Origin of the sequence: Delftia sp. HK171 (assembly GCF_001886655.1) — a bacterium.
Classification (GTDB): Bacteria; Pseudomonadota; Gammaproteobacteria; order Burkholderiales; family Burkholderiaceae_C; genus Comamonas; species Comamonas acidovorans.
Window position 1 is genome coordinate 1,084,176 of record NZ_CP018101.1, and the last position, 18,044, is coordinate 1,102,219.

At 69.1% G+C, this 18,044-nt stretch carries 18 protein-coding genes; 13 read left to right on the forward strand and 5 right to left on the reverse strand.

Going from position 1 to position 18,044, the window contains the following annotated elements; all coding sequences use genetic code 11:
- Nucleotides 1–20 precede the first annotated feature (20 nt).
- The 8 genes from BO996_RS04940 to BO996_RS04975 all read left to right on the forward strand — a co-directional run bounded on the left by BO996_RS04940 (nucleotide 21) and on the right by BO996_RS04975 (nucleotide 8,380).
- On the forward strand, nucleotides 21–1,496 hold the full coding sequence (locus tag BO996_RS04940) for an aldehyde dehydrogenase (protein ID WP_071954167.1): 1,476 nt from the start codon (nucleotides 21–23) through the stop codon (nucleotides 1,494–1,496).
- Between the two features lie 11 nt (nucleotides 1,497–1,507).
- Nucleotides 1,508–2,470, forward strand: a complete 963-nt coding sequence (locus tag BO996_RS04945) for a VOC family protein (protein ID WP_071954168.1) — start codon at nucleotides 1,508–1,510, stop codon at nucleotides 2,468–2,470.
- A 51-nt stretch (nucleotides 2,471–2,521) separates the two neighbouring features.
- Nucleotides 2,522–3,499 (forward strand): Bug family tripartite tricarboxylate transporter substrate binding protein, encoded by a 978-nt coding sequence (locus tag BO996_RS04950; RefSeq protein ID WP_013804505.1) that lies wholly within the window; start codon nucleotides 2,522–2,524, stop codon nucleotides 3,497–3,499.
- 183 nt (nucleotides 3,500–3,682) lie between these two features.
- Nucleotides 3,683–3,904, forward strand: coding sequence for a recombinase-like helix-turn-helix domain-containing protein (locus BO996_RS04955; RefSeq protein WP_012202895.1), 222 nt, complete (start codon nucleotides 3,683–3,685; stop codon nucleotides 3,902–3,904).
- Nucleotides 3,905–3,928: 24 nt separating this feature from the next.
- The gene (locus tag BO996_RS04960; RefSeq protein ID WP_012202896.1) at nucleotides 3,929–4,954 is read left to right on the forward strand and encodes an aromatic ring-hydroxylating oxygenase subunit alpha; all 1,026 of its coding nucleotides are present in this window, start codon (nucleotides 3,929–3,931) and stop codon (nucleotides 4,952–4,954) included.
- Nucleotides 4,951–5,910: a PDR/VanB family oxidoreductase gene (locus tag BO996_RS04965; protein WP_071954169.1), complete on the forward strand. Its 960-nt coding sequence runs from the start codon at nucleotides 4,951–4,953 to the stop codon at nucleotides 5,908–5,910. The genes BO996_RS04960 and BO996_RS04965 overlap by 4 nt, the downstream gene beginning before the upstream one ends.
- A 77-nt stretch (nucleotides 5,911–5,987) precedes the next feature.
- Nucleotides 5,988–7,055 carry a porin gene (locus BO996_RS04970; protein ID WP_013804504.1) on the forward strand — a complete coding sequence of 356 codons (1,068 nt, stop codon included), beginning with the start codon at nucleotides 5,988–5,990 and terminating at the stop codon, nucleotides 7,053–7,055.
- A 29-nt stretch (nucleotides 7,056–7,084) separates the two neighbouring features.
- Nucleotides 7,085–8,380, forward strand: a complete 1,296-nt coding sequence (locus tag BO996_RS04975) for an MFS transporter (RefSeq protein ID WP_071954170.1) — start codon at nucleotides 7,085–7,087, stop codon at nucleotides 8,378–8,380.
- A gap of 6 nt (nucleotides 8,381–8,386) precedes the next feature.
- Here the strand turns inward: BO996_RS04975 and BO996_RS04980 are convergent, their stop codons facing one another.
- A complete protein-coding gene (locus BO996_RS04980) occupies nucleotides 8,387–9,295 on the reverse strand; it encodes a LysR family transcriptional regulator (RefSeq protein WP_071954171.1) in 909 nt (302 codons plus the stop codon).
- Nucleotides 9,296–9,367: 72 nt separating this feature from the next.
- Between BO996_RS04980 and BO996_RS04985 the strand changes: the two genes are divergently transcribed.
- Genes BO996_RS04985 through BO996_RS04995 form a run of 3 tightly spaced genes read left to right on the forward strand, consistent with a single transcriptional unit; the run spans nucleotide 9,368 to nucleotide 11,598 of the window.
- The gene (locus tag BO996_RS04985) at nucleotides 9,368–10,042 is read left to right on the forward strand and encodes an HAD family hydrolase (protein ID WP_071954172.1); all 675 of its coding nucleotides are present in this window, start codon (nucleotides 9,368–9,370) and stop codon (nucleotides 10,040–10,042) included.
- Between the two features lie 28 nt (nucleotides 10,043–10,070).
- Entirely contained in the window at nucleotides 10,071–11,213 is a 1,143-nt protein-coding gene (locus BO996_RS04990; RefSeq protein ID WP_071954173.1) for a DSD1 family PLP-dependent enzyme, read from the forward strand.
- Nucleotides 11,203–11,598, forward strand: a complete 396-nt coding sequence (locus BO996_RS04995; protein WP_012202904.1) for a RidA family protein — start codon at nucleotides 11,203–11,205, stop codon at nucleotides 11,596–11,598. The genes BO996_RS04990 and BO996_RS04995 overlap by 11 nt, the downstream gene beginning before the upstream one ends.
- Nucleotides 11,599–11,632: 34 nt before the next feature.
- On the opposite strand, the gene corA is transcribed toward BO996_RS04995, so the two are convergent.
- The 4 genes from corA to tsaB all read right to left on the reverse strand — a co-directional run bounded on the left by corA (nucleotide 11,633) and on the right by tsaB (nucleotide 14,992).
- Nucleotides 11,633–12,619, reverse strand: a complete 987-nt coding sequence (gene corA / locus BO996_RS05000) for a magnesium/cobalt transporter CorA (protein ID WP_013804498.1) — start codon at nucleotides 12,617–12,619, stop codon at nucleotides 11,633–11,635.
- 173 nt (nucleotides 12,620–12,792) lie between these two features.
- Nucleotides 12,793–13,740: a uracil-DNA glycosylase family protein gene (locus tag BO996_RS05005; RefSeq protein WP_071954174.1), complete on the reverse strand. Its 948-nt coding sequence runs from the start codon at nucleotides 13,738–13,740 to the stop codon at nucleotides 12,793–12,795.
- Nucleotides 13,731–14,255 (reverse strand): ribosomal protein S18-alanine N-acetyltransferase, encoded by a 525-nt coding sequence (gene rimI / locus BO996_RS05010; RefSeq protein ID WP_013804496.1) that lies wholly within the window; start codon nucleotides 14,253–14,255, stop codon nucleotides 13,731–13,733. The genes BO996_RS05005 and rimI overlap by 10 nt, the downstream gene beginning before the upstream one ends.
- A complete protein-coding gene (gene tsaB, locus BO996_RS05015) occupies nucleotides 14,252–14,992 on the reverse strand; it encodes a tRNA (adenosine(37)-N6)-threonylcarbamoyltransferase complex dimerization subunit type 1 TsaB (RefSeq protein ID WP_013804495.1) in 741 nt (246 codons plus the stop codon). Before tsaB ends, rimI begins: the two co-directional genes overlap by 4 nt.
- Nucleotides 14,993–15,094: 102 nt before the next feature.
- Here tsaB and dacB point away from each other — a divergent pair, with 102 nt between their 5' ends.
- Complete coding sequence (gene dacB / locus BO996_RS05020; RefSeq protein WP_071954175.1) at nucleotides 15,095–16,630, forward strand: D-alanyl-D-alanine carboxypeptidase/D-alanyl-D-alanine endopeptidase; 1,536 nt, start codon at nucleotides 15,095–15,097, stop codon at nucleotides 16,628–16,630.
- 252 nt (nucleotides 16,631–16,882) lie between these two features.
- The gene (locus tag BO996_RS05025; RefSeq protein WP_071954176.1) at nucleotides 16,883–18,016 is read left to right on the forward strand and encodes an SGNH/GDSL hydrolase family protein; all 1,134 of its coding nucleotides are present in this window, start codon (nucleotides 16,883–16,885) and stop codon (nucleotides 18,014–18,016) included.
- The last annotated feature ends 28 nt before the right edge of the window (nucleotides 18,017–18,044 follow it).

The window sequence follows — 18,044 nt, forward strand, 5'->3', positions numbered from 1 at the left end:
ACGAACGAGAGAGGCTCACCATGTCGAACCTGGAACTGCTCCCCATCAATATCGCCGGCGAATGGCGCCTGGGCGGCGGCGGCGAATCCACCACGCTCTATCCCGCCACCGGCGAAGTGGTGGGCCGCCTGCGCGCGCCCAGCCTGGAGGATGTGGAGGAGGCCATCCAGAAGGCCGACCACGCCTTCCGCACCAGCGGCTGGGCCCAGAAAAAGCCCCATGAGCGCGCGGCCGTGCTGCACCGCGTGGCCCAGCTGATCCGCGAGCGCGCCGAGCCCCTGGCCCAGCTGCAGCGCCTGGACAACGGCAAGCCCATCAAGGAAACACGCATGCTGGTGGCCAGCGCCGCCGCCACCTTCCAGTTCTTTGCAGCCGCCTGCGAGACCATGGAGGAAACCATCACGCCCTCGCGCGGCGACTTCATGACCATGAGCGTGTACGAGCCCATGGGCGTGGTGGCGGCCATCACGCCGTGGAACTCGCCGATCGCCAGCGAGGCGCAAAAGCTGGCGCCCGCGCTGGCCGCCGGCAACGCCGTGGTCGTCAAGCCCGCCGAGGCCACGCCGCTGCTGGCGCTGGAGCTGGCCAGGATCTGCGAAGAGGCCGGCGTGCCCAAGGGCCTGGTCAGCGTGCTGCCGGGCCGGGGCTCGGTGATCGGCGATGCCATCACCAAGCATCCGCTGGTCAAGCGCGTGTCGTTCACGGGCGGCACGTCCACGGGCAAGCACATCGCCCACATCGCGGCCGACAAGATGATGCCGGTGTCGCTGGAGCTGGGCGGCAAGTCGGCCACCATGGTGCTGGCCGATGCCGACATCGACCATGCCGTCAACGGCGTGCTCTACGGCATCTTCAGCTCCTCGGGCGAGTCGTGCATTGCGGGCTCGCGCCTGTTCGTGGCGCGCAGCCTGCATGCCGAATTCATGCAGCGCCTCACGGCCAAGGCCGCCGCGCTGCAGGTGGGCGACCCGGCCGACGAGCGCACGCAGATGGGGCCGCTGATCACCGCCAAGCACCGCGAATCCATAGAGAGCTATGTGGCCCTGGGCCTGTCCGAAGGCGGCCGGCTGCTCACGGGCGGCCAGCGGCCTGAGGGCGCTCAGTTCGAGCGCGGCTACTACTACCGCCCCACCATCATCGACGGCGTGAAGAACGACTGGCAGATCTGCCAGCAGGAAATCTTCGGCCCCGTGCTCGTGGCCATGCCCTTCGACAACGAGGACGACCTGCTTGCCCAGGCCAACGACAGCGTCTACGCGCTGGCCGCCGGCATCTGGACGCGCAACTACAAGAGCGCCTGGCGCATTGGCCGCGCCGTGCAGGCCGGCACGGTCTGGATCAACACCTACAAGCAGTTCTCCATCTCCACGCCCTTCGGCGGCTGGCGCGACAGCGGCCTGGGCCGCGAGAAGGGACGGCTGGGCATACAGCAGTACATGGAGCAAAAGAGCATGTACTGGGGCTTGAACGAGAGCCCCATCGCTTGGGCAAATTGAAGGAGCACGACATGAGCGTACTGGGCATAGACGAAATCACCTACGGCGCGGACGACCTGGCCACCTGCCGCCGCTTCTTCCTGGACTGGGGCCTGGCGCTGGTGCAGGAAGCGGACGACCGGCTGGTGTTCGAGACCCTCAACGGCTGCCGCGTGATCGTGGCCGCCGTGGACCATCCCGATCTGCCGCCCGCCATCGAGGCCGGCCCCACGCTGCGCGAAGTGGTCTGGGGTGTGGAAAGCGAGGCCGATCTGGCGCTGTACGCCAGCCGCATCGCCGCGCTGCCGGGCTTCACACAGGGCCAGGGGCGCATAGGCTGCACCGACCCCAACGGCCTGTCCATGCGCCTGCAGGTCACGCAAAAGCGTGATGTGGATGTGCAAGGCGCCGCCTACAACACCTGGAACCGCAAGGACCGCGTCAACCAGGCCAGCCCGGCCTACGAACGCGCCCAGCCCATCGAGGTCGGCCATGTGGTGTTCTTCGTCAAGGATGTGCAGGCCTGCGAGCGCTTCTACGTGGACAACTTCGGCTTCGCGGCCTCGGACCGCTACCCCGAGCGCGGCGCCTTCCTGCGCTGCGCGCCTGACGGCGGCCACCACGACATCTTCCTGCTGCAGCGCCCGGCCAAGGACGCGGGCCTGAACCACGTGGCCTTCACGGTGCGCGACATCCACGAGGTCTTCGGCGGCGGCATGCACATCTCGCGCTGCGGCTGGGATACCCAGCTGGGCCCGGGCCGCCATCCCGTGTCCTCGGCCTATTTCTGGTACTTCCGCAATCCGGCCGGCGCCCTGGTCGAGTACTACGCCGACGAGGACCAGCTCACCGCCGACTGGCAGCCGCGCGAGTTCGAGCCCGGCCCCACGGTGTTTGCCGAATGGGCCATCGATGGCGGCATCGACGGCAACACCCGGCGCCAAAAGGGCGTGGGTACCAGCGACGGGAAATTCATCACCGACAAGCGGCATTGAGACCGCGCCTGACGGCTCACCCCACAACCCAACCACCCCACGGCCCCCACCATGAACAAGACACGTCGCCAGGTTTCTCTTGCCGCTGCATTCCTGGCTGCAGCCACGCTGTCCGGCACCGCGATGGCCCAGGCCTATCCGGCCAAGCCCATCACCATCATCGTGGCCTATCCGGCCGGTGGCGACACCGATGCCATGGCGCGCCTGTATGCCGAGAAGCTGTCCACGCGCCTGGGCCAGCCCGTGCTGGTGGACAACCGCCCCGGTGCCAGCGGCACCATCGGCAGCGTGCATGTGGCCAAGGCCGCGCCGGACGGCTACACCCTGCTGCTGGCGCCCAATACCTTCGCCATTGCGCAGTTCGTGCTCAAGACGGCCTCGGGCTCCAGCTACGACGTGCTGCACGGCTTCACGCCCATCGTGCAGACCAGCGTGCAGCCCATGTTCGTGGCCACCAATCAGGCCTCGGGCATCAAGGACATGAAGACCCTGATCGCCCAGGGCAAGCGCGACGGCCTGACCTACGCCAGCCCCGGCAGCGGCTCGCCCATGCACATCCTGGGCGAGATGTTCAACCGCGCCGCCGGCACGCGCATCGCCCACATTCCCTACAAGGGCGTGGCGCCTGCCGTCAACGACCTGATCGGCGGCCATGTGCCCACGACCTTCATGACCTGGGGCCCGATTGCGCCCTACATTGGCGGCAAGGTCACCGCCCTGGCCGTGGCAGACAGCCAGCGCAGCGCGCTGGCCCCCAATGTGCCCACCCTGGCCGAGCTGGGCGTCAAGGACGTGGAAGTGTCCGCATGGCAGGGCCTGTTCGGCCCCAAGGGCATGTCGCCCGAGACCGTGAAGCTGCTGAACACGCACCTCAACGAGATCCTGAAGATGCCCGACGTGGTCTCCAAGATGGCCACCTTCGGCGCGCTGCCCGCAGGCGGCGAGCCCGCGAGGCTTGAGAAGACCAATGCAGCGGACTTCAACCGCTTCGGCAAGCTCATCAAAGACCTGGATATCCGCGCTGACTAAATGACCTACCCCCTGAGTCGCTTCGCGCCTTCCCCAAGGGGGACGACACCCTCGGTGCGGGGCGGCCCTTCCTCGGTGTCCCTGAGGTCGGGCTGCGCCGGTTTCACACGATATGGGTGGCGGGCGACGCTCCGGGCAATGAAGCCGAACCACGATTCAAGACAGTTTTCGAAGGAGAGAACCATGGCCGCTGATCGCTATCTCGAGCCGCACCAGGCGCGCGAACGTGCCCCCACCCTGATGGAAGACCTGCTGGGCGATTCCATCGAACGCGCCTTCGGCGAAGGCGTGCAGACCCTGCCCGAACTGGTGGCCTATCTCAACCGCAGCGGCCCCGCCGGCGAGAACGGCCAGGCCTGGACCGAAGACAGCTTCCAGGCGCTGATGGCGCGGCTGGGCTATTGATACCGAGCAGGACTGGAGAGCCCCATGAACGTACAAACCATCACCATCGATCCGGTGGACGGCCTGCTCAACAAAGGCCTGAAGAACCTCTGGTACGCGGTCTGCCCCTCGGACTTCGTGAAGACCCAGCCCGTGTCGGTGCGCCGCTTCGGCCGCAAGATCGCGCTGTGGCGCGATGCCGCCGGCCAGGTCCACGCGCTGGAAGACCATTGCCCGCACCGCGGCGCGCCGCTGTCGCAGGGCGTGATCCTGGGCGACCGCCTGGCCTGCCCCTACCACGGCGTGGAAGTGCGCGGCGACGGCACGGTGACCAAGGTCCCCGGCAGCCCCGGCTGCAAGCTCGAAGGCTCGCGCGCGGCGCTGGCCTTCCATGCGCGCGAGGCCCATGGCGCCATCTTTCTCTACAACAGCGACAAGGCTGTTGACGAGGCGCCCGAGTTCACGCTGCCCGAGGAGCTGACCTCGCCCGAGTATTCCAACTTCCTGTGCTATGCCGAGTGGCGCAGCGACTACCGCTATGCGCTGGACAACGTCATGGACCCCATGCACGGCACCTTCCTGCACAAGCAGTCGCACTCCATGGCCGAGGGCGACAGCAAGGCCACGTTCCAGGTGCGCGAGACCGATGACGGCTTCGTCTTCGAGAAGGTGGGCCAGCGCGGCGTGAACTTCGACTGGACCGAGTGGGGCAGCACGGGCGTGCACTGGATGCGCCTGGAGATCCCCTATCCCAAGACCGGCGGCCCCGGCGGCAACTTCGCCATCGTGGCCTGCGTCACGCCCATCAGCGCCGACCTGTGCGCCGTGTTCTTCTGGCGCTGCCGCAAGGTGCAGGGCTGGATGCGCGACACCTGGCGCTTCCTGTACCGCAACCGCCTGGAGGCGCGCCACTGGGCCGTGCTGGAGCAGGACCGGATCATGATGGAGCAGATGGAGCTGGACGCCAACGAGCGCGAGAACCTCTACCAGCACGACATCGGCCTGGTGCGCCTGCGCCGCCACCTGCGCCGCCTGGCCCAGGAGCAGATCGACGAAGGCGCCGCATCATGAGCACCAACCTCCAGGCCTTCGTGCACACGCTGCGCTTCGAGGCCCAGGACACCATCAGCGTGGACCTGCGGCCCGTGGCGGGCGGGGAGCTTCCCGCCTTCACGCCGGGCTCGCACATCGATCTGCACCTGCCCAACGGCCTGGTGCGCAGCTACTCGCTGAGCAACCCCAGCGAAGAGCGCCACCGCTACGTGGTCGGCGTGCTGCGCGACCGCGCCAGCCGAGGCGGCTCGCGCTGCGTGCACGAGTCGCTGCGCGTGGGCATGCCCATCACCATCTCCGAGCCGCGCAACCATTTCGCGCTGGACGAAAGCGCCGCGCACACCGTGCTGGTGGCCGGCGGCATCGGCATCACGCCGCTGCTGTGCATGGCGCGCCGGCTCAAGGGCCAGGGCCGCTCGTTCGAGATGCTGTACTTCGCCCGCGAGCGCAAGGGTGCGGCCTTCCTGGAAGAGCTGCAGGCGCTGGGCATGCCGCTGCACCTGCACTTCGACAGCGAGGCCGGCGGCCCGCCCGACCTGCGCGCGCTGCTGGCCCGGCGCCAGCCCGACGCGGGCACGCACCACTACGCCTGCGGCCCCACGCCCATGCTGGACGCCTTCGAGAAGTTCTGCGCCGAGCTGGGCCACGCCAACGCCCACGTCGAGCGCTTCACGCCCGTGGAGGTCAAGGCCGCCGACGACGCGCGCAGCAACTACACGGTGGAGCTCAAGCGCAGCGGCCGCTTCATCGAGATCACGCCCGAGAAGTCGCTGCTCGACACCCTGCTGGATGCCGGCATCCAGATGGACCACAGCTGCTGCGAAGGCGTCTGCGGCTCCTGCGAGACGCGCGTGCTCGAAGGCATTCCGGACCACCGCGACTCGGTGCTCAGCCCCAAGGAAAAGGCCAGCAACAAAGTGATGATGGTCTGCGTTTCCGGCTGCAAGAGCGAACGTTTAGTGCTCGATATCTGAGCAGGCAATCAGACCTGCACGGCAACAACCCACCACCCCCAAGCCCCCCAAGCCACCACCCCAGAGGAGACAACCCCATGAAAACCATCCATACGCCCATGCTGGGCGTGGCGCTAGCCTGCCTGGCGTCCTTGCCCGGTGCCGCTTCGGCGCAGTCCAAGGTCGAGATCTTCGGCGTCGTCGATGTCGGCGTCACGCACCTGAACGGCTCCGGCCCCTCCAAGACCGGCCTGTCCACGGGCGGCGCCAACATCAGCCGCCTCGGCTTTCGCGGCACGGAAGAGCTGGGCGGCGGCCTGCGTGCGGGCTTCTGGCTGGAGGCGGGCATGGACGTGGACAGCGGCTCGGGCAAGGCCAGCGGTGGCGGCCTGAGCTTCAACCGCCGCTCCACCGTGAGCCTGTCGGGCGACTTCGGCGAAGTGCGCCTGGGCCGCGATGACTCGGCCACCTTCCTGAGCACGCTGATCTTCGACCCCTTCCTCACCAACGGCGTGGGCGGCACCATGGGCTTCACCATGCTGGGCATTCCCGGCACGGGCACGGCCACGGGCGGCGCGCCCATCCAGATCAGCAACGCGGTCAGCTACTTCCTGCCGCAGAACCTGGGCGGCTTCTACGGCCAGGTGCAGGTGGCCATGGGCGAGCAGGCGCGCAGCGCACCCAACAAGAACCAGGGCGACTACCGCGGCCTGCGCTTCGGCTACCGCCAGGGCCCTTTCAACGGCGCGCTGGCCACGGGCAAGTTCTATGGCGACAGCGATGCGACCAACCTCACGGCCAGCAACGTGGGCCTGAGCTGGGACTTCGGCGTGGCCAAGCCCATGCTGCTGTGGGCCAGCGAAAAGCGCGGCGCGCTCAAGGTCACCGCCCTGCAGCTGGGCGTGACCGCGCCCGTGGGCATGGGCGAGTTCAAGGCCTCCTACGGCCACTACAACACCGACGGCAGCAATGCCGACTGGAACAAGATCAGCGTGGGCTACGGGCACAACCTGTCCAAGCGCACCCAGGTCTACGGCACGGTGGCCTTCCTCAAGAACAAGGACGGCGCGGCCAAATCCATCGGCGTGCAGGGCCTGTCGGCCCCGGGCACCACGCTGGGCGGCCGCTCCTCCGGCTTCGAGGTGGGCGTGCGCCACTTCTTCTGATACAGCCCATCGGGCGATAGAGACTTGCCATGAAAGATATGCGTGCGGCCCGCTGGTGGGGGGTGATCAGCCTCTTCATCATCGTCGCCATCTCCTATGTGGACCGGATCAACCTTTCGATCCTCATCCTCGACCAGGGATTTCTGGACCACATCGGGCTGACGCACGACGACCGCACGCGCCAGGGCCTGCTGGCCACGGCCTTCATGGTGGGCTACGGCGTTTCTTCCTTCGTGTTGACGCCGTTTTGCGCGGCGCTCTTCGGCGTGCGCCGAAGCCTGGTGGTCGGCCTGCTGCTGTGGGGCGCCGTGTCCTTTCTGTCCCCGGCCATGAACAGCTATGGCCTGCTGCTGGCCTCGCGCATCCTGCTGGGCATCTCCGAAGGGCCGCTGTACTCGCTGGCGGGCAGCTACATCAAGGCGCATTTCCAGAGCCACGAGAACGGCCTGCCCAACTCCTTCGTGAACATGGGCACGGGCCTGGGGCTGGCGGTGGGCTACCCGCTGATCGGCTACCTGGTGGCCGGCCATGACTGGCAGACCTCGTTCCACGTGCTGGGCCTGATCAATGTGGCCATCGGCATCCCGCTGGTGCTGGCCTTCATCCGCATGCCCCGCGTGGACACCGGCATGCCGCGCCCGCGCTCGCTGGGCGAGGCCGTGGGCCAGGTCGGGCAGATCGTGCGCGGCGCCATGCACACGCGCTATCTGGTGCTGGTGGCCGTGCTGTCGGCGGCCTTCTTCTCCTACCTCTGGGGCAGCAGCAACTGGCTGCCGGCCTATCTGGAGTCGCGCGGCTTTTCGCTGCGCGAGATGGGCTGGCTGGCCTCGCTGCCCCAATACGCCACGGTGCTGGCCGTGCTGGTCGGCGGCATCGTCATCGACCGCCTGCCGCGCCGCCAGGTGCCGCTGATCTTCGTCGGCGGCAGCCTGGGCCTGGCGCTGGCCATCTGGCTGGCCATCCACATGGAAGACCGCTACGCGGCGGCCTACTGCCTGATCGCCGCCAACTTCTGCTGGGGCCTGATGAGCCCGGCCATTCCCAGCACCGTGCAGTACTGCGCGCGGCCCGAGCATGTGGCCAGCGCCTACGGCGTCGTCAACGGCACGGCGACCCTGGTGGCGGGCTTCATGCCTGCGCTCATGGGCGCCGTCATCGGCTGGACCTCGCATTCGGCCGGTGGCGGTTTCGTCGCAGGCTTCAGCCTGCTGGTGGGCACGCAGCTGGTGGTCATGGTCTGCGGCCTGGTGCTGTGGCTGCGCGAGCGCGGCCAGGGCGCCGACGGTGCCAGCGATGCCCGGGACAGGTCCGCGCGCACGGCCTGACCTGCACTACAGCGCGCCCGCTGCGGCGCACTGCTCCAGAAACTTCACCAGGGCCTGCACGCGCGCCGTGCGTCCCTTGCGCGTGGGCACCAGCAGGGTGACGGGCGCGCTGCCGAAATGCCAGTCGGGCAGCACGCGCACCAGCCGGCCCTCGGCAACGGCCTGCTCCATGTCCCATTGCGAACGCAGCACCAGGCCCAGGCCCTGCTCGGCCCAGTGGCGGGCCACGCCTCCATCATTGGTGACGTAGGACGGCGTCACGCGCAGGGTCTGGCCGTCCGCGGCACGCCGGCTGGCGGCGGGGCGCAGGTGCCACAGCGTCACGTCTTCCTCGTTCTCGCGGATGCAGATGCAGGCGTGCTGCAGCAGCTCGCGCGGCGTGGCGGGCGTGCCGTGGCGGCGCAGGTAGTCGGGGCTGGCGCACAGCCAGCGGTCATTGGCGGCCAGCTCGCGCGCCACCCAGGAGGAGTCGCGCACCGCGCCGATGTGGACCACGGCGTCGGCATCGTGGCGGTCGGGGAAGGGCGTTTCGCGCAGGTCCAGCTGCAGTTTCAGTTGCGGGTGCTGGCGCGTGAAGGGCACCAGGGCCGGGGCCAGCCGGCTGCGCCCGTAGCCAAAGGGCGCGGCAATGCGCAGCGTGCCGCCCAGCTGGCGGGCATCGCCGTGCAGCGAGTCGCGCAGCTCCTCGATCTGGCCCAGCAGCCGCACGGCCTCGCGGGCGAAGCGCTCGCCCTCGGGCGTCAGCGCCAGGCGCCGCGCGCTGCGGTTGGCCAGGGACAGGCCCAGTTCGGCCTCCAGCCGGCGCAGCCGCATGGACAGGGCGGGTGGCGTCACATCGAGCGCACGGGCTGCGGCGCTCAGCGAGCTTTCGCGCAGCAGGGCGGCGGCAAGCTGCAGGTCTTCGATGGCAATCATTCAATTTGCCTTAACGATTGATGACGGCGGATTTAACCACGGGCACAGGTTCCATCCGTACAGTTCCAGGCCATGAACACCCCAGCCCCACTGACGGAAACGACCGCCGCCGCCTGGCCCCGTGCCGTGCTTTTCGACCTGCTGACCGCCTTGCTCGACTCCTGGACGGTTTGGAACAGCGCTGCCGGCAGCGAGGCTGCCGGGCGCGACTGGCGTGCCGAGTACCTGCGCCTGACCTATGGCTGCGGCGCCTACCAGCCCTATGAGGACCTGGTGCGCGAGGCGGCCCGCAACCGGGGCCTGCCTGCCTCGGTCGCCGACCGGCTGGAGGCGCAATGGGACCAGCTGCAGCCCTGGGATGGCGCGCGCGAGCTGCTGGCCGCCCTGCGCCCGCACTGCCGCCTGGCTGTGGTGACCAATTGCTCCGAGCGCCTGGGCCTGCGCGCCGCCGCGCTGCTGGGCGTGGATTGGGACGTGGTGGTGACCTCGGAAGCAGCGGGCTTCTACAAGCCCGACCCCCGGCCCTACCAGCTGGCGCTGGACCGGCTGGGGCTGCCTGCGGACCAGGCCGCCTTCGTGGCCGGATCGGGCTATGACCTGTTCGGCACCTCGGCCGTGGGCCTGCGCACCTTCTGGCACAACCGCGTGGGTCTGTCGCGGCCCGATGGAGCGCCTGCCGCCGAAGCTGAAGCTTCCACGCTGGCCCCCGCCTTGCCCTGGCTGCGCGGCTTTGCCGCAGGCCGCTGACTGTGCCAAGTCTTTTTCAGGAGCCCCCATGCAAGACACCCTTTTGACGCTGGACACGCCCGCTGCCGTGATCGACCTCGACCGCATGCAGCGCAACATCGCCCGCATGCAGCAGCGCATGGACGCGCAGGGCGTGCGCCTGCGCCCCCATGTGAAGACCAGCAAGAGCGTGCCCGTGGCCGCCGCGCAGCGTGCGGCCGGGGCCTCGGGCATCACGGTCTCCACCCTGAAGGAGGCCGAGCAGTTCTTTGCGGCAGGCACCACCGACATCCTCTATGCAGTCAGCATGGCGCCGCACCGCCTGCCGCAGGCCCTGCAACTGCGCCGGCGCGGCTGCGACCTCAAGCTCATCGTGGACAGCGTGGCGGCGGCCCAGGCCATTGCCGTCTTTGGCCGCGAGCAGGGCGAGACCTTCGAGGTGTGGATAGAGATCGATACCGACGGCCACCGCTCTGGCGTGGGCGCAGACGATACGCCGCTGCTGCTGGCCATTGGCCGCACGCTGCACGACGGCGGCATGCGCCTGGGCGGCGTGCTCACGCATGCGGGCTCCAGCTACGAGCTGGACACGCCCGAGGCGCTGCAGGCCCTGGCCGAGCGCGAGCGCGCCGGCTGCGTGCAGGCTGCCGAGGCCCTGCGCGCGGCCGGCCTGCCGTGCCCCGTGGTCAGCGTGGGCTCCACGCCCACGGCGCTGGCGGCCAGCCGGCTGGACGGTGTGACCGAGGGGCGCGCAGGCGTCTACGTGTTCTTCGACCTGGTGATGCGCAACATCGGCGTGTGCACGGCCGAGGACGTGGCGCTGTCGGTACTGGCCACCGTGATCGGCCACCAGGCCGACAAGGGCTGGGCCATCGTGGATGCGGGCTGGATGGCCATGAGCCGCGACCGCGGAACGGCCCGGCAGAAACAGGATTTCGGCTACGGCCAGGTCTGCGACCTGCAGGGGCGGGTGATGCCGGGCTTCGTGCTCACGGGCGCCAACCAGGAGCACGGCATTCTGGCCCGGGCCGATGGCGCGGCGGAGGCCGACATCGCCACGCGCTTTCCCCTGGGCACGCGGCTGCGCATCCTGCCCAACCATGCCTGCGCCACGGGCGCGCAGTTCCCGGCCTACCAGGCGCTGGCGGCAGATGGCTCGGTGCAAGCCTGGGAGCGGCTCCATGGCTGGTGAAAACGGGATCGATCTGCGCCATGCATCGCCGAACCTGCCTGCGCCGGGCGGCCACTACAGCCACACGGCCACGGGCCAGGGGCTGGTCTTCGTGTCAGGGCAGCTGCCCATACGGCCCGACGGCACGCGCCTGGTGGATGCCGGTTTCGAGGACCAGGCCCGGCAGGCGCTGGCCAACCTGGCAGCGGCGCTGGAGCTGGCCGGCAGCGGTGTGCCGCGGCTGCTGCAGGTGCGCGTGTACCTGGACGACATGGCGCACTGGCCGGCCTTCGACCGCATCTACGCGGACTGGGCCGGCACGCACCGGCCCGCGCGCGCCGTGGTGCCCACGGGGGCGCTGCATTTCGGGTTGAAGGTGGAGATCGAGGCCGTGGCGCTGGCCTGAGAAGGCGTTCCGGCCCGAGGGGGGCCGGCTGCCGCTACTTCAGCCAGCCGCGCTTGCGGAAGTAGAGCATGGGCCCCACGGCGCTGAGCACCATGAGCCCGATGACGTAGACGTAGCCGAACTCCCATTCCAGCTCGGGCATGAACTTGAAGTTCATGCCGTAGACGCTGGCGATCAGCGTGGGCGGCAGCAGGGCCACGCTGGCCACCGAGAAGATCTTGATGATCTTGTTCTGGTTGATGTTGATGAAGCCGACCGTGGCATCCATCAGGAAGTTGATCTTGTCGAAGAGGAAGGCCGTGTGGCTGTCCAGCGATTCGATGTCGCGCAGGATCTGGCGCGCTTCCTCGAACTGCTCGGCATTGAGCATCTTGGAGCGCATCATGAAGCTGACGGCGCGGCGCGTGTCCATGACGTTGCGGCGGATGCGGCCGTTCAAGTCTTCCTGGCGCGCAATGGCGCCCAGCACCTCGCGGGCCACGTCGTCGGTCACGTCGCCGGACAGCACCATCTGGCTGGCTTTTTCGAGGTCGTCGTAGATGCGCTCCAGCGTGTCGGCCGAGTATTCGGCGTCGGCGTCGAAGAGCTTGAGCAGCACGTCCTTGGCCTCGTCGATCAGGCCCGGCGCGCGGCGTGCGCGCATGCGCAGCAGGCGAAAGACGGGCACGTCCTCGTCGTGGATGGAGAAAAGCACGCCGCAGCTGCGCAGGTTCTTGTTGTGCTCGTTGACGATGAAGGCCACGCGCACCGAACGCGGGTCCTCGTCATCGTCGATCAGGAAGTCGCTGCGGATGTGCAGCTCGCCGTTGTCTTCCTCGTAGAAGCGGGCGGATTCCTCGATGTCGTCGTCCATCGCATCCTCGGGGATGGACAGCTCGTAGTGCTGCTTGATCCAGCGCTTTTCCTCGACCGTGGGCGACTCCAGGTCCACCCAGATCGGCTTGAAGCGGGACAGCTCCTCCAGCGACTCGATCTCTTCTTGAACCAGGCGGCCATTGGCCAGCGTAAAGATGTTGAGCATAGGCTCACTCCAGGTGTTCTTCTCAGGCGTGCGGGGTATCGGAGGTGCTTTCAACCCCACAGGCCAACCGGGAGTTGAAAGCTACCAACTGGGGTAGGTTTCCACGGAGCTTTCTCCAAGATGCAAAGCGTTGGATTATGCAGCGTTGCGCTGCAGCATGCGGGCCGGCTGCGCTATTCGGAAGCGGCTCCAGGGGGCATCTGGCGGCCTGTCACAAAAGCCTGGGCATGGCACAGGTCGGCCCAGGCGCCCGCCTTGGCCTGGGGCGCGCGCAGCAGGTAGTTGGGGTCGTAGCTGACCACGGCCGGCACGCCCGCAATGCGGTGCGGCTCGGCACGCAGGCGGCCCAGCGCCTCCTGGCGCTGCAGCACGGCGCGCGCCGTGGCCAGGCCCAGCACCAGCACGCAGGCCGGGCGCAGATCGCGCAGCAGCGCCTCCAGCGATGGCTGCAGCGCCGGGACCTCGGGCGCCTCCTGTCCTTCGGCCGCAGGCTGCACGCGGTGCAGGGCGGCGCTGTACAGGCGCGGATGGTCCTGCAGGTTCAGCGCGCGCAGCATGTTGTCCAGCAGCCGGGCCGCGTCGCCTTCCAGCGCGGTGCGCGCGCAGTCGGGGCCGGGGCGCTGGGCGGGGGGCAGGGGCAGGGAGTTGGCGGGCGGCTCCAGCAGGATCAGCCAGCCGCCTTCGCCGCCATCACCGGCAGGCGGCGTTGCCGCATACACGGGCCGCACGGGGCCCAGCCGCCAGCCCAGGCCCGGGGCGCCGGCCACGGGCTGCTGCACGTAGCGGCGCGGCGGGCGTTCGCGTTCGGGAATGACGGGTGCGGGAGAGGCGTGCACGGGTGCGGGAGGCGGTGGCGCCTGGACAGGCGCCTGAACGCGTGCGGGCGTTGGCGCGGCGACGGGCGACGGTGCAGCAGGCGCCGGGGGGGGCGCCTCCTGCACGGGCGGCGGCACGGGGCGGGCCACCGGCGGATATGCCAGGGGCGCCGCTGCAGGCGCATCGGTGGGCGCAGCGAGGGCCTCGGACAGCACGGCGGGTGCGGTCTCGGGCTCGGGCAGCCAGACGGTGATGCCCATGGCGTGCAGCATGGCCCGCTGGCGGGTGTCTAGATTCAGGGCCATAGCTTGAGGCTCATGAGCACGGCATGCTCGCGCGGGCCGTCGTGCATGGGGTAGTAGTTCTTGCGCAGGCCCACCTCCTGGTAGCCATGCGCGGCGTAGATGCTGCGTGCGCGGACATTGCTCTCGCGCACTTCCAGCCAGATCCATTGGGCCTTGCGCTGGCGCGCCCACAGGGCCAGCGCGTCCAGCAGGATGCGGGCCCAGCCCTGGCGCTGGCGCGACGGGGCCACGGTGATGTTGAGCAGGTGGACCTCGTCGAGCACGATCATGGCGACGAAGTAGCCCACCAGTTCGCCCCGGGCATCGACCAGCAGCTGAGCTTCATTGCCGGCCGCCATGGCATCGATGAAGTTGCCACGGGACCAGGGATGCGAGTAGGCCTGCTGCTCCACGGGCAGCAGCATGTCGAGCGACAGCACGTTCAGCGGCTCGAAGCGCACGCTGTCCCGCTCCGGCGCCGGAGCGTCGGTCAGGGGCGGCTGCGGCCGCGAGGGCTGTGGCGTGTGCGTGCTCATGGTGCGGGTGGGTTGGCCTCTGGAGTGGGCGTGGCCAGGGCCAGCGCGGCGGCCGCCTTGGCAGCCTCCCGCTCGGCCGTGGTCTGCGCGACTTTATCGCGGATGTAGCGCGGCAGGGCCTGGTCGGCCGGCAAGGCTCGGTCGGCCGCCAGCAGGGCCGGGGCCAGGCGCAGCATGGCGGCGGCGGTGGGCAGGGCGGCCAGGTGACTGGCCTGGGGCGCCAGGCGCTCGCCGTAGGCGGCCAGGGCGTTGCCGGCCACCACGGTGCCGGGCGGCAGTTGCAGGGCCTCGGGCGCGCACAGGCCGAAGTCGCCGCTTTGCTCGCCAATGTCGTTCCAGCGGCCGTCGCTCCAGTGGTAGGCGGCGTGGTAGACCTCGTTCATGCGCGCATCGATCACGGCGATGAGGTCGGTGCAGCCGTATTGCACGCGCGCCTGCTCGGCCACGGCCAGCAGGCTGTCCATGGGCAGCACGGGCACGCGGGCGGCAAAGGCCAGCCCCTGGGCCACGGAGCAGGCCGTGCGCAGGCCTGTGAACGAGCCCGGACCCCGGCCGAAGACGATGGCCTGCAGCTCGGCGAATTCCAGGCCGGCCTGGGCCATCAGCGCCAGGATGGCGGGGATCAGCTCGGTCGAGGTCTGCGGGCCGCCGGGGCCGCTGTGCTCCCAGACGGCATCGCCGCGCTGCACGGCGATGGAGAGGGTGTCGGTACTGGTGTCTAGGGCAAGAAGATTCATGGCTTGGGGCAGGCGGCGGTGCCGCAGCAAGTGCAGGATTATCGGTGCCCCGCCCGTCCCGCGCCCGGCAGGGCTGCAATTACCGGCGTAGACTTGCCGGCCATGTTGCATCTTTCGCCGTCTTCTTCCCTTATTTCCTCGATTTCCTCCGCCTTCTCGCTCGGAACGCCGCGTTCACGCCGGGGCCTGGCGGCCGCGCTGCTGGTGGCGTCTGTCCTGCCCGGCGTGGCAAATGCCCAGGCAGATGCACCCACCTCGCCGGCCTCGCTGTCCACCAAGACTGCACGCGAAAGCCGGCTGCCCCCGGCCGTGGAGGCGGCGCTTGCGCGCGCCAAGCTACCGCGCGACGCGGTCTCGGCCCTGGTGGTCGAGGTCGATGGCCGGGCCGCCCCGCGCCTGGACTGGCAAAGCCATGTGGCCATGAACCCCGCCTCGGTCATGAAGCTGGTGACCACCTATGCGGCGCTGGACCAGCTGGGGCCGGCCCATGTCTGGCGCACGCCCGTCTTCCTGGGCGGTCCGGTGCAGGACGGCGTGCTGCGCGGGCCGCTGTACATCCAGGGCCAGGGCGATCCCAAGCTGGTGATGGAGCGGCTGTGGCTGATGCTGCGCCGCCTGCAGGGCATGGGCATCAAGGTCATCGTGGGCGACATCGTGCTGGACCGCAGCGCGTTTTCCGTGAGCGGCCACGACGCGGCCACCTTCGACAACGAGCCCTGGCGCCCCTACAACGTGGCGCCCGACGCGCTGCTGGTCAACTACAAGGCCGTGACCGTGGGCTTCACGCCCGACGCGGCGGCGGGCGTGGCGCGGCTGCAATACGATCCGCCGCTGGCCGGCATCCAGCAGCAGGAAACCGTGCCGCTGGCGCCGGTCGGCAGCGAATGCGGCGACTGGCGCGCCCGGCTGCAGCTGGACATGGCCGACCCGCTGCGCATCGCCTTTGCCGGCCCGTTCCCGGCCAGTTGCGGCGACAAGAGCTGGTCGCTGGCGCCGGCCCAGCCCGAGGCCTTCGCGGCCCGCGCCATCGAGGGCATGTGGCGCGAGCTGGGCGGCAAGCTCACCGGCACCGTGCACGACGGCCGCGTGCCGGCCGGGCTGCAGCCAGCGTTCCAGAGCGAATCGCCTTCGCTGGCCGAGGTGGTGCGCGACATCAACAAGTACAGCAACAACGTCATGGCCCAGCAGGTGTTCCTGACCATGGGCATGCAGCGCACGGGCGTGGCCAGCTTCGAGTCCTCGCGCCAGGCCCTGGGCCAGTGGTGGCAGGCGCGCTGGGGCGCGGCCGAGCAGCCCGTGGCCGACAACGGCGCCGGCCTGAGCCGCGAGGCGCGCATCACCGCCTCCGGTCTGGGCCGCATGCTGCAGCAGGCCTGGGCCTCGCCGGTGATGCCGGAGTTCGTGGCCTCCATGCCCATCGTCGGCGTGGATGGCACGCTGCGCCGCAGCCTCAGCCGGGCCCAGGGCATGGCGCATCTGAAGACCGGCACGCTGCGCGACGCCTCGGCCCTGGCCGGCTATGTGGACGGGGCCAGCGGCCGCCGCTACGTGCTGGTGGCCATGGCCAACCACACCAACGCCCCGGCCGCGCGCGCGGCCTGGGATGCGCTGGTGGACTGGACGGCGCGCGACCGCTGATCGGGCGCTTTCGCGTCTTGTGCAGGGCCTGCTTTCGCAGGCCCTTTTTCATTGTTTTTCCAGCAAGGACGTTGTCCTACCCACGGGCCATGCGGCGGTCCTTATCGTCTGTTCGCCCGCGTGCGAATTGCCTTGTCGGCGTGCGATTTCTATCCGTAGTTGCCCGGTGTCGCCAATGCGCAAGTGTCGTTACGATGGCTTTAGTAAAAAAGCACGGTCGTGCTATTCATAACACTTCACGGAGATTCCATCTTGGCAAATCGTTATCGAATCCTCGCGGCCGCTCTGGCCACGGCCGGCCTGCTGGTCGCTTGCGGCGGCGGCAGCGGCGCTGACACCACCCCCCGCGCCAAGATCACTTCCGTCAAGGTGATGGGCGACAGCCTCTCCGACAGCGGCACCTTCGGCTACAAGTTCACCGTCCAGAACGCCACGCTGACGGGCGCCGGCTCCAACCAGGTCTGGGCCGAGCGCGTGGCGGGCCTGTACAACATCTCCCTGTGCCCGCGCTTCAACGGCACGGCCTTCACGCCCAACACCTCGTGCAACAACTACGCCGTGGGCGGCGGCCGCATCAACTACACCAGCGCGCCCACGGCGCCTATCTCCATCACGCAGCAGATCCTGCTGGCGGGTGCGGCGGGCTTCACGGCCGATGACCTGGCGGTGATCGACGGTGGCGCCAATGACGCGGCCGATGTGATCGGCGCCTTCCTGGCCGCTTCCAGGGACCAGGGCGCCAACTTCAAGGCGCTGCTGTCCACCAAGATCGACGCGGCCACGCTGGGCGCGCTGCTGCAGCAGGGCCAGGCCGGCATGGCCCAGGCCGGTGGCCTGTACATGCAGAACCTGGCCAAGGGCTTTGTCTCCAGCATCCAGACCAATGTGCTGGGCAAGGGCGCCACGCGCGTGGCCATCCTCAACGTGCCGGCCATCACGCTGACGCCGCGCTTCCAGCTGGTGCTGCAATCGGTGGCCCAGCAGCAGGGCTCGGCCGCCGCCGCCCAGCTGGAGACCGTGTTCGACGGCTGGGTCAAGGCCTTCAACCAGCAGGTTGCCACCGGCTTCGCCGGCGAGAGCCGCGTGGCCATCATCGATTTCTACAGCGAGTTCCGCCAGCAGATGGCTGACCCCGCCCAGTACGCCTACACCAACGTGAAAAAGGCGGCCTGTCCTGCCACCGGCGTGGGCGCCGACGGCCTGCCCACCTACAGCTTCCCGACCTGCACCGAGGCCGCGCTGTCCGCCTCCATTCCCGTGGGCGAGACCAGCGCCAACTGGTGGAAGAGCTATGCCTTTGCCGACAGCTTCCACCCCACGCCCTATGGCCACCAGCAAATGAGCCAGCTGGCCTCCCGCACCCTGGCCCGCGCAGGCTGGCTGTGATAGCAGACACGCAGCACGAGGAGACACA

Bases quoted from the DNA above. Each gene is read 5' to 3' on its own strand.
- BO996_RS04985 (WP_071954172.1), top strand. From the start codon at position 9,368: ATGAACACCCCAGCCCCACTGACGGAAACGACCGCCGCCGCCTGGCCC.
- BO996_RS05005 (WP_071954174.1), bottom strand. From the start codon at position 13,740: ATGGCCCTGAATCTAGACACCCGCCAGCGGGCCATGCTGCACGCCATG.
- BO996_RS04950 (WP_013804505.1), top strand. From the start codon at position 2,522: ATGAACAAGACACGTCGCCAGGTTTCTCTTGCCGCTGCATTCCTGGCT.
- BO996_RS04965 (WP_071954169.1), top strand. From the start codon at position 4,951: ATGAGCACCAACCTCCAGGCCTTCGTGCACACGCTGCGCTTCGAGGCC.
- BO996_RS04975 (WP_071954170.1), top strand. From the start codon at position 7,085: ATGAAAGATATGCGTGCGGCCCGCTGGTGGGGGGTGATCAGCCTCTTC.
- tsaB (WP_013804495.1), bottom strand. From the start codon at position 14,992: ATGAATCTTCTTGCCCTAGACACCAGTACCGACACCCTCTCCATCGCC.
- BO996_RS04995 (WP_012202904.1), top strand. From the start codon at position 11,203: ATGGCTGGTGAAAACGGGATCGATCTGCGCCATGCATCGCCGAACCTG.
- BO996_RS04940 (WP_071954167.1), top strand. From the start codon at position 21: ATGTCGAACCTGGAACTGCTCCCCATCAATATCGCCGGCGAATGGCGC.
- rimI (WP_013804496.1), bottom strand. From the start codon at position 14,255: ATGAGCACGCACACGCCACAGCCCTCGCGGCCGCAGCCGCCCCTGACC.
- BO996_RS04955 (WP_012202895.1), top strand. From the start codon at position 3,683: ATGGCCGCTGATCGCTATCTCGAGCCGCACCAGGCGCGCGAACGTGCC.
- corA (WP_013804498.1), bottom strand. From the start codon at position 12,619: ATGCTCAACATCTTTACGCTGGCCAATGGCCGCCTGGTTCAAGAAGAG.
- BO996_RS04980 (WP_071954171.1), bottom strand. From the start codon at position 9,295: ATGATTGCCATCGAAGACCTGCAGCTTGCCGCCGCCCTGCTGCGCGAA.
- dacB (WP_071954175.1), top strand. From the start codon at position 15,095: ATGTTGCATCTTTCGCCGTCTTCTTCCCTTATTTCCTCGATTTCCTCC.
- BO996_RS04945 (WP_071954168.1), top strand. From the start codon at position 1,508: ATGAGCGTACTGGGCATAGACGAAATCACCTACGGCGCGGACGACCTG.
- BO996_RS04960 (WP_012202896.1), top strand. From the start codon at position 3,929: ATGAACGTACAAACCATCACCATCGATCCGGTGGACGGCCTGCTCAAC.
- BO996_RS04990 (WP_071954173.1), top strand. From the start codon at position 10,071: ATGCAAGACACCCTTTTGACGCTGGACACGCCCGCTGCCGTGATCGAC.
- BO996_RS04970 (WP_013804504.1), top strand. From the start codon at position 5,988: ATGAAAACCATCCATACGCCCATGCTGGGCGTGGCGCTAGCCTGCCTG.